The sequence below is a fragment of the Lawsonibacter sp. genome (genome assembly GCF_022777125.1).
Classification (GTDB): domain Bacteria; phylum Bacillota; class Clostridia; order Oscillospirales; family Oscillospiraceae; genus Lawsonibacter_A; species Lawsonibacter_A hominis.
This window is the reverse complement of the sequence record NZ_JALFGV010000131.1, coordinates 1-10178: the sequence shown is the minus strand read 5'-3', so window position 1 is coordinate 10178 and position 10178 is coordinate 1. Positions and strand designations below refer to the sequence as shown.

The window sequence follows — 10178 nt, the reverse complement described above, 5'->3', positions numbered from 1 at the left end:
TGCTGCCGCTGCCGCCTGCGCCGTAAGCGCTCCTGGCTTCGTTCTTCCTTCCGTTCCGCCGCATCGACCCGCAGCTGCTTGGTCTGCTCGTCCAGCTCCTCTTTCCAGGCCGTCCCCTTCTCCGCCGCCTCCAGCACCTTGTCCGCCAGATTTTCGCCCAGCTCGTCGGACAGCTCCCGGATCCGCCCGGCCAATGCGTCGATCTGCTTCAGCTGGCGGTTGAGCCTGGCGATGGAGCTGCCTGTGGCCGCCAGATCCACCGCTATGACCGCTCCGAAGCAGGCCAGCAGGACCACGCCCAGCGTATGGGGCAGCAGGCGCACCAGCAGCATCACCGTCGGATGGAGCAGATCCACCACGAACAGCCCGATCAGCCCCCAGGCGATGGAAAAACGCAGGCAGATATAGCCGCCCAGATTGAAGGGCTCGTCGGAGTAATCCCACCAGCGCTGATGGAAGAGCTTCTCCAGCACAAATCCGGCCGCCAGCTCCAACAGGGAGGTCAGCAGCACCGACCCCAGAAAGAGCAGCAGCAGGTTCTGCTTGAGCGGCTCCAGGCAGAGGAAAATAATGGCCGCGCCGAAGCCGTAAATGGGACACACTGGCCCGTTGAGGAATCCCCGGTTGACGAATTTCCCCGTCACCAGGGCCGCATAGCTCACCTCGGTACACCAGCCCAGCAGCGCATAAACAAAGAAAATCCATAAAAGCTCATATCCGCTGTACATGCGTTCTCCTCCCTCCCCGGGAAACCCGGCGTCTTCCCGTCAAGCCACAAAAAAGGCCCACCACAGCAGGGTGGGCCTTTTTCGATCCCGATCCGCGCTCCCCCGCGCTTTCAAGCCTTCTTCCGCGCGGAGCCGCGGTAAGCGCCAGCTGCCGGAGCTTAAAAGGGCTGCCCCGGGTCATTCGTGGGGCCGCCGTAGTTGGGTCCGTACCCGCCGGATTGCGGCCCGCCCTCCGCCGTCTGGGGGCCAAACGCGCCGTGGACCACGTAATCGTAGAAATTGGCTTCAGCGGCCCCCATATAGGGGTTGAGCCACAACCCCAAAATGCCTAATGTAAAGGGCGTCAGCAGAATCCACCCAAGGAAGGACAGATCCAGCACGAACAAAGAGCCCTTCCAGCCGCGCATGGCCTGCTTGCTGCGGGAAATCGCCTCCAGGCTCCCCATATCCGGGTCGTCCAGCAGCAAATAATAGGCCAGGCGGTAACGGTAACTCACCGCGATGCCGAAGCCAACGCCCGCGATGCAAAGCACCACCGCCAAGGCGATGAGCACGCCGCTGTCCAGCACCGCGGCCAGGATCATGACGGCCAGATAGGGGATCATGGCCAGCAGGGTCCATAATCCGGTAAACACGCTGATCAGGATGGCGCAGATCAGCACACGGCCGATCCGTGCGAAACCGTCCATCAGGTTGCGGTAGCCCGGCTGCTCACCGCGGGCCAGGCGCAGGCTGTAAGAGGTGTACCCGAAGCCCATGACGCAGGTATACAGAGAGATCAGGAGCTCCAGCACTGCGTAAAGGGCAACCCGGCCCGGGAGGAACACATAGTGAAAAATCGTCTCCGGGTCATAGATGCCGTCCAGCAGATACATGTAGGCGATCTGAAAGGGGTTGTTCACAAAGTACATGATGGCGCTGGCCAGCACACTGGTCAGCAGCACATAGACCAGCGTCACCAGCATGGGGTGAGGATAGGCGCCCCGCATGGCGTTTCTGGCTTGAAATTTGGCTTCCGGTCGGTTGAATCCCATTCCAAGATCCCTCGCAATCTCTGTTTGAACGCTCCTGCCAGGACCGCGCAGCGGCCTGCGGCGTCGGTCAATCGGCACAAGAGCCGCTATGCGGGTATTGTACCATACTACCGCTCCGATTGCAAGGCGGGCAGCCGCACCTGGAACCGGACGCCGCCGGGGATATTCTCCGCCGTACAGCTTCCCCCATGGGCCAACACGGCGGCGCGGACGATGGCCAGCCCCAGCCCGGCCCCGCCGCGGGCCCGGCTGCGGGAACGGTCTCCCTTGAAAAAGGGCTCCCACAGGCGGGGCAGGTCCTGTTCCGGGACCGGCTCCCCGTCGTTCTCCACCGTAAGCACCGCCTGCCCCCGGACCCGTTCGGTCTGCACCCGCACCGCGCCCCCGGCGGGGCAATGGCGCAGGGCGTTGGAGGTCAGGTTGGAGAGGACCCGTTCCAGCCGGGCCCGGTCGCCGGACACCAATGCCGGATGCAGGTCGGGCTCCAGGCGCACACCTTTGGCTCGTGCGCCTGGAGCCAGCCGGGACAGGGTCTCTTCCGCCAGCTCCGCCAGTTCCACCGGCAGGACCTCCGAACGCACCGCACCCGCCTCCAGCCGGGACAGGTCCAGCATCTCCCCCACCAGCGCGCCCATTCGGTCGCTCTCATCCAGGATAATATCCAGATACTGCGCCCGCTTTTCCGGGGCGATGTCCTCCCGCAGGGCCTCCGCATGGGAACGGAGCACAGCCAACGGGGTCTTCAGCTCATGGGCGGCCGCCCGGGCGAAGTCCCGCTCGCGGGTCAGCTGCGCCTCCCGTCTGGCCTGGTCGGAATGGAACGCCGCCGCCAGGGCGTTCAATTCCCGGATGGGGCCGTTTTCCGGACAGGACGCTCCCTCGGCCACCCGGGCGCACAGCTGCTCCACCGGCCCGGTCACCTGCCTGGACAGGCGCGCGGACAAAACCAGCAGGACGATCAGGGTCAAAAGGCCCGTGCTGAGGTACAGCCCCGCCTCCTGCTTCAGCGCGGCGGGCAGCACGTCGCACTGAACGGCCAGATACTGCAGCACCGTGTTGCCCATTGTGCTCCCCAGGGCAAACCCCCCGTCCTTCCAAACGGAGCGCTCCGCCCCGGCGATCTTCCGCTCCAGGATGGCCTGGGCCTCCCGGAAGGAGGCCAGCCGCCGTTCCATGTTGACGGAACCGTCCTTCCCATTGCTGCTCCAGGACGGCAGCAGCACGCTGCGCACCTGCAGGTAGGCGAAGTCCCAGGTTTCGCCCGCCCCCTCCAGGGCGGTCTCCACCATGGTGTCCGCCGTGCCGTCGGGATGGATGATCTCGATCTTCTGCACGGCGATGGCGTGGCCCGGCCGCTCCAGCCCGGTGATCCGGGCAAAGGAGCCGTCCCCGCTCCAGGCGCCCTCCCGGTCGTCCGGCGGGTAGACGGCGTACTCCCACCCCGACCGGTGGGACACGATCCAGCGGGCCAGCTCCAGCTGGCCCCGGTCGTCCAGCCCCTCGTCCAGGGAGATGTACCACCGCTGGCCGATGTCCACGCCCTCCCGGTGGCCCCAGCCCCAGGCCAGCTGGCTGCGGACATATCCCGCCTCCGTCCGGGCCGTCAGGGCCATCCCTCCGTCCATTTCGCTGACCTGCCCCAGCGAGAGGGAGCTGAGGTTGTTCCGCAGGATGTTCGCCGCCTCGTCCCCCAGTCCGTTGGCGAGGTTGTTCTCATAGAATTCGCAGTGCTCCTCCAGACTCGTCTGGGCGGAACGGGCCGCGGCTTTGGCGCTGCTCTCCAGCTCCCGGCAGGTATTGTGCGTCAGCAGGGCCATGGTGCCCAGCCAAAGCAGGGCAAACGTCCCGCCCAGGGGCCGCAGCAGCTTCCAGCGCAGCCTCCGGGGCCCCGCGCTCCAAAAACGCCTCATCCCTCGCACGCCTCCTCCAGCTGATACCCCGCCTTGAACACGGTTTTGATCTGCTTTCCGGCGCTCCCCAGGGCCGCGCGCAGGCTCTTGATGCGCACGTCCACCGCCCGCTCGTCTCCGTCACAGTCGAGGCCCCAAACCTTATCCAGCAGCTGGGCACGGCTGAGGACTCTTCCCGAATTGTGCAGCAGGCACAGGAGCAATTCATATTCCCGCGGGGATAATTTGATCGTTTGATCACTAACTGTACAGACGCGGCGGCCCGGATCCACGGAAATGGCTCCGCAGCGCAGCCGTCCGTCCGCGCTTTGACCGCGGCTCCGGCGGATCAGCGCCTCCGTTTTGGCCAGCAGCACCGCCAGAGAAAAGGGCTTGGTCACATAGTCGTCCGCGCCCAGGGCATAGCCCCGGAGCACGTCCTCCTCCCCGCCCAGTGCGGTGAGGAACAGGATGGGTACTCCGCTGCCACACCGCACCGCCCGGCAGACGGCAAAGCCGTCCAGCTCCGGCATCAGCACATCCAGCAGCAGCGCGTCGTAATCATGGTCCCGCAGCAGGTCCAGGCACTCGGCGCCGTTTCGGGCCAGGTCGCACGCCCAGCCATGGGCGGCGAGATAGTCCCGCACGATATCCCGCATCCGTGCCTCGTCCTCCGCCAGAAGTACTTGATAACCCATGCGCTCCGCTCCTTTCCCGGATATCTTACCTCAATCTTATGTCCGTTCTGTGTCGTACCGCCGCACGAAAAATTCCCCGGAGCCGGGCTCCGGGGAATTTTTGTCGTTATCTGCGGCCTGCGCCGCCGCCGCGGGAGCCGCCGCCCCCGAAGCCGCCCCGGGAGCCGCCCCCGAAGCCGCCGCCGAACCCGCCGCGCCCGCCGAAGGACCCGCCGGAGAATCCGCCGCCAAAGGAGGAGCCGCCCGGCCTGCGGCCTGCGCCGCCGCCGCGGGAGCCGCCGCCCCCGAAGCCGCCCGAAAACGTGCCGCCCCGGGGCGGGCGGGGTCCTCCGCCGAAGCCGCCCGGCCGGCCGGGACCGCCAAACCCGCCGGGGCCGCGGGGCGGCCGGGGCGGGCGCGGGCGGTGCGGGCGCCCAAAGAGAAAGGGCCGGTAGATGTAGGGCGGGGGCGGCATGCCCGGCATCAGATAACGTCTGCGGTAACGCCGGTAGCGCATGCCGTCACACACACAGACCACAACGATCAGCAGCACCACCGCAACGACGGCCAGCAACGCCCCGATGGAGCCCACGACGGTGGTCACTGCGCCTGGGCCGGCCGGTTCCGGATAATAATCAAATTCGTTCCCCGCACCGCCGCTCCCCTGGCCCCGACCGGCGCTCAGGCCGCCGTAATAACTGTCGTACCAGTCGTAGAACGCGTCAAAGACCTTCCGTACCCCGGCATCATAGTCCCCCGCGGCAAAGTCGCTCTCCAAGTAGTTCCAGAGATAATCGTCCAGTTTGGACGCGGTGAGGGCATTCTGGATGCCGCTGCCCTGCAGGGCATAGTAGTTTTCCTCCCCGATGGCCAGCAGAAGGAGCAGTCCGTTATCGGCGTCCGCGTCTCCGATGCCCCAGTCGTTGAAGATCTCATAGGCGTAATCGTCGATCTCCATGCCGTCCAGGAAGTCCACCGTGACCACCACGATCGCTCCGCCGGTGGCCGCGGTCAGCGTCTCGTTCTGGGTCATGATGTAATCCTCCGTGGCGTCGCTCAGCACGCCGGCATAATCCCCCACGTAGGTGTTTTCGGGCGCCTGCACCACTGCCAGCGCCGGGGCCGTCAGCAGCGCCATGCACAGCAGGGCGCAGAGCAGCGCGGATAAGTTCGTTTTTCTCATCGCTCTCTCCTAATCATTCACATCAGCCACCAAAGCCAGTTCCTTGACCGCTCCCAGATTTCGCAGCAGCACCGCGGGAAAGCGCCCCAGCACCTTGCGGTTGAAGCGGTCGGCCGCTTTACTGTATTCATCCCGGCTCATGCGGTCGGCGGCCCCGGACAGCTCCGCCTCAAACCCGTACAGGTACTGGGCGTCCTTTTCCGACACGCCCGCCGCCCGCAGCTGCGCGATGACCTGGGCGCATACCGCACCCATGTTCACGTCGGCTTCCGGAAAGGCGCCCTTGTCCGGGTCGGCGTTGCCCTGCGCCCAGGCGATGGCCCCTTCCAGGTCGGAAATTCCGTCGGTCTCCGGGTACCGCCGGGCCACCGTCAGCAGATTTTGCGCCGTGCCGATACGGTCCTGCAGGTCGGAGGCCACCGAACCGCCGTCCCCCTGCCCGCCCTGGGCGAAGAGCTCCAGCACCTGGGCGCGCTGGGCGTTCACGGAACGCAGGCATCCCAGGGGGGCGGACAATACGATGACCGCCGCCAGCACCACCAGGGCCCCGGTATAGGATTTCAGAAACTTCATAGGCTCACCTTGCTTTGCAGAATTCCGCTCGCGTCTCCGCGCCAAAGGCCCGGGCGCTGCCCAAACGGCGCCATGACCGCTTTTTTGACCCGTCTACCCCCGCAGCTCCAGCAGCTTCTGCTTCAGCTCGCCCTCGATGCGGCCCAATTCGACCTCGGCCTCCCGGCGCTTTTGGGCGCCGTCCTGCTGGATCTTCATGACCTCGTCCAGCGTGGAGATGAGCTGCTGGTTGGTGTGCTGAAGGGTCTGGATATCCACCACGCTGCGCTCGGCCTCCTTGGCGGTCTCGATGGTGCCCATCTTGAGCATGTCGGCGTTCTTCTGCAGCAGCTCGTTGGTCATGTTGGTCACCGCGCTCTGGGCGGCGGTGGCCTGGCGGGAGTGCTCCAGGCCCAGGGAGAGCACCATTTGGCTCTTCCACAGGGGGATGGTATTCACCAGGGAGGACTGGATCTTTTCCAGCATGAGGCTGTCGTTGTTCTGGATCAGGCGGGTCTGAGGCCCCATCTGGATGGAGATCATGCGGGTCAGCTCCAGATCATGGATCTTCTTCTCAAAGCGGGAGCACATGTTCGCCAGGTCGTTGTAGGCCTGGGCATCCTCCTGGGCGCCGGTCTCGGCGGCCTTTCTGCGCAGCTGCTCCAACTCGTTCTCCCGCACCTGGGCAAGGCGCTTCTTACCCGCCAGGATATACATGGTCAATTCCTTATAATACTTGGTGTTCAGGTCATACATCTGGTCCAGCATGGCAATGTCCTTCATCAGGGTCACCTGATGGTTCTCCAGCACCTGGACGATCTTGTCCACATTGGCCTCCGCCTTGGTGTAGGCCACTTTCATCGCCTCCAGCTCGTTGCGTTTCTTTTTGAAGAAGCCGAAGACGCCCTTCTCCTCCTCCTTGCCGAAGCCCTTGAGCTCCACCACCAGGGAAGACAGCGCCTGGCCCACCTCGCCCAGATCCTTGGTGCGCACGGAATTGAGCGTATTTTCCGAAAAGCCCGCGATATTCTTCTGGGCCGCCGCGCCGTACTGGAGCACCACGCTGGAATCGGTGATGTCGATCTTCTGCGCAAAGTCGTTGACCATTTTGCGCTCGGCCTCAGTGAGCTGGCTCTCGTCCAGCTGCACCGCCTTGGCGTCCCGCGCCTTCTGGGCGGCCGCCTCGTCCACCGCCACAGTGGGGTCCAGGGTCAGGCTGGGGGTCTCCGGCGCCTTGGGGGCCTCGGCGGCGGCAGCGGCGGTATTCAAATCGGGGGAAAGGGTCAGTTCAGGGGTAAAATCGGCATGATCCGTCATGGTCTTCATCCTCCATTGTTATCATCAAGTCGTTGTTTCACCGTTCAGCGGCCCAGCTGCGTCCCGCCCAGGCCCTCCTGGGAGAGCATCTGCTCCATCACGGTAATATCGGTGGAAATATCCAGCGCCTCGTCGGCGAACAGGGCGTCCAGCTGCTTGTCGTAGGCCAGCACCACCGTGTCCAGCATCGCTTCGATCTTACCCATGGTGCCGTCGATGTTGGCCCCCGCCACCCCCGCGTCGTCCATGCGGTCATACGCGTTGAGCAGCTTGAGGGTGGTGGGCAGGTAATAATTGAGGAAGCGCCGGATCTGGGGCAGCTTTTTGGGGTTTTCCGCCACATGGGCGAAGATCTTCTGGGTCACCCGCTCCATATGGTCGATCTGCCGGGAGATCTTTGCATCCTCAATGCTGTCGTTGAGCCGGCGCATCTCGGAGACGGCCCTGTCCCGCTCGGCCATGAGGGCGTCCATCTCCGGGTTTCCGGTCGTCACCGGCTCGCTGGGCGCCTCCGGCTCCGGGTCGGGCAGCACCAGCACCCGGTCGCGGAACAGGCGCCGCGCCGCCCAAAACACCGCGATGGAGAGCCCCGCCAAAAGGAGGAAGTGCCACAGGGCATACATCGGGCCCAGAAGCGCCCACACGATCCACAACGCCGCCGTTAGGTACAGCGGGACGGGGGATTTTTTCACGATCTTCGCCATCGGCACAGCCTCCATCCACGGGGCAGCGCCCCAGTTGGTTTTATTGTACCCCCTGCCCGGCGGGAGTGTCAAGAACACGTTGACTTTGCCGGGAAAACTCATTAGAATATTACTACTTATAGATTGGAAGGAAGTCTGCCCGCTATGCTCACTCTGAAAGAGTTCAAGGAAGCCCGCGCCGTGCTGTCCGGGGTCATTCTGAACACCTCCCTGGTCTACAGCAAGGCCTTCTCCAGGGCCACCGGGAACCAGGTATACATCAAGCCGGAAAACATGCAGGTCACCGGGGCCTATAAGATTCGGGGCGCCTACTACAAGATCAGCACCTTGTCCGAGGAAGAGAAGGCCCGCGGGCTGGTGACCGCCTCGGCGGGCAACCACGCCCAGGGCGTGGCCTACGCCGCCCAGGCCGCCGGAGTGGAGGCCACCATCGTCATGCCCACCACCACGCCGCTGGTCAAGGTCAACAACACCAAGGATTACGGGGCCAAGGTCATCCTGCAGGGGGAAACCTTCGACGACGCCGCGGCCCTGGCCGCCCAGCTTTCCCAGGAACAGGGCCTGACCTACGTACACCCCTTCAACGACCCCGCCGTCGCCACCGGCCAGGGCACGATCTCTTACGAGATCTTCCAGGACCTGCCCGACGTGGACGTGATCCTGGTGCCCATCGGCGGGGGCGGACTGGCCACCGGCGTGTCCACTCTGGCCAAGCTGCTCAACCCCAACGTGACCGTCATCGGCGTGGAGCCCACCGGCGCGGCCTCCATGAAAGCCAGTCTGGAGGCCGGACATGTGCTCACCCTGCCCCGGATCGAAACCATCGCCGACGGCGTGGCGGTCAAAACCCCCGGCGACCAGATTTTCCCCTATATCCAAAAAAATATCGACGATGTGATCACCATCGACGACGACGAGCTGGTGGACGCTTTTCTGGATATGATGGAAAAGCACAAGATGATCGTGGAAAACGCCGGATTGCTGCCCATCGCCGCCCTGAACCACCTGGACTGCAAGGGCAAGAACGTGGTGCCGGTCCTCTCCGGCGGCAACATGGACGTGATCACCGTGGCCAGCTTGGTGCAGCACGGGCTCATCAACCGCGGGCGGGTGTTCACCTTCTCGGTGCAGCTGCCCGACCGCCCCGGCGAGCTGCTGCGGGTGGCCTCCATCGTGGCCCGGGAAAACGGCAATATCATCAAGCTGGAGCACAACCAGTTCGTCAATATCAACCGCCAGAGCGGCGTGGAGCTGCGGGTGACGCTGGAGGCCTTCGGCCACACCCACAAGCGGGCGATCCTGGACGCCCTGTGCAAAGAGGGTTACCAGGCCCGGGAATGCCACACCAACGATTTCTACCATTAGTCCAGAGGGGGACGGCCCGTCCCAACCGGCTGCAGACCGCCCGCGCGCAGCGGGGCGCAGCCTTCTCAGGAAAGCGGCTTCCGCCTGGGGCATCGTCTCAGTCCAGGGGGGACACGGTCCCCCCTGGACATCTATATGATGCGGCGCGCTGTTCCGGGGCCCATGCCGCCGGGCCGGGTCTTGTGGGAGCCGGCGCGCAGGCGCCTGGGGAGGACCGGCAGCCGTCCCGGGGCGTCATCCGCTTGCCGTATCCTATGTCGCACCCCGCATCCCGGTGCCCCGCCCTTCTTCCGGCGGTATGGCCCATTTTAGCAGAACTTTCTGAAAAACCGACCAAGGAGTGGTGAAAAAATGATTAAAATCTCTCCCTCCATCCTCTCCGCTGATTTTGTGAATCTGGAGCGGGATATCGCCCGGGTGTCCAGCGCCGACATGCTCCACGTGGACGTGATGGACGGCTGCTTCGTACCCAACCTCACCATCGGCGTGCCGGTGGTGCAGTCCATCCGCAAATGCACCGACCTGTTTCTGGACGTGCACCTGATGATCGACAAGCCGGTGCGCTATGTGGAGGCTTTCGCCCAGGCCGGGGCCGACCTGCTCTCGGTCCATCTGGAGGCCGACCACCCCACCCGCATTCGGGAGGCCCTGCGCCAGATGGACCGGTGCGGGGTGAAGAAAGCGGTGGCCCTGCGGCCCATCACGAAGGCCGAAGCGGTCCTCCCCTAT

General features: G+C 64.6%; 10 protein-coding genes. 2 read left to right on the top strand and 8 right to left on the bottom strand.

From position 1 onward, the window contains the following. From MR825_RS10625 to MR825_RS10590, 8 genes are all read right to left on the bottom strand, one after another. Positions 1-728 (bottom strand): putative ABC transporter permease (locus MR825_RS10625; RefSeq protein ID WP_287880678.1); only part of this gene is annotated, 728 nt, incomplete at its 3' end. A gap of 158 nt (positions 729-886) precedes the next feature. Continuing rightward, positions 887-1762 (bottom strand): DUF975 family protein, encoded by an 876-nt coding sequence (locus MR825_RS10620; RefSeq protein ID WP_256176077.1) that lies wholly within the window; start codon positions 1760-1762, stop codon positions 887-889. Positions 1763-1869: 107 nt separating this feature from the next. Further along, positions 1870-3672 (bottom strand): sensor histidine kinase, encoded by a 1803-nt coding sequence (locus MR825_RS10615; protein WP_287880677.1) that lies wholly within the window; start codon positions 3670-3672, stop codon positions 1870-1872. Further along, the gene (locus tag MR825_RS10610) at positions 3669-4349 is read right to left on the bottom strand and encodes a response regulator transcription factor (protein WP_287880675.1); all 681 of its coding nucleotides are present in this window, start codon (positions 4347-4349) and stop codon (positions 3669-3671) included. Before MR825_RS10610 ends, MR825_RS10615 begins: the two co-directional genes overlap by 4 nt. A gap of 106 nt (positions 4350-4455) precedes the next feature. Next, positions 4456-5511: a TPM domain-containing protein gene (locus MR825_RS10605; RefSeq protein WP_287880673.1), complete on the bottom strand. Its 1056-nt coding sequence runs from the start codon at positions 5509-5511 to the stop codon at positions 4456-4458. 9 nt (positions 5512-5520) lie between these two features. Next, complete coding sequence (locus MR825_RS10600) at positions 5521-6084, bottom strand: hypothetical protein (RefSeq protein WP_287880671.1); 564 nt, start codon at positions 6082-6084, stop codon at positions 5521-5523. Positions 6085-6177: 93 nt separating this feature from the next. Beyond that, positions 6178-7380 carry a toxic anion resistance protein gene (locus MR825_RS10595; RefSeq protein WP_186907767.1) on the bottom strand — a complete coding sequence of 401 codons (1203 nt, stop codon included), beginning with the start codon at positions 7378-7380 and terminating at the stop codon, positions 6178-6180. Positions 7381-7424: 44 nt separating this feature from the next. Then, a complete protein-coding gene (locus MR825_RS10590; RefSeq protein WP_256176071.1) occupies positions 7425-8084 on the bottom strand; it encodes a 5-bromo-4-chloroindolyl phosphate hydrolysis family protein in 660 nt (219 codons plus the stop codon). Between the two features lie 144 nt (positions 8085-8228). Here MR825_RS10590 and ilvA point away from each other — a divergent pair, with 144 nt between their 5' ends. Both ilvA and MR825_RS10580 read left to right on the top strand, forming a co-directional pair. Continuing rightward, entirely contained in the window at positions 8229-9449 is a 1221-nt protein-coding gene (ilvA, locus tag MR825_RS10585) for a threonine ammonia-lyase (protein WP_186907769.1), read from the top strand. 351 nt (positions 9450-9800) lie between these two features. Then, positions 9801-10178: ribulose-phosphate 3-epimerase (locus tag MR825_RS10580; RefSeq protein ID WP_441328116.1), on the top strand; the 378-nt coding region annotated here is incomplete at its 3' end.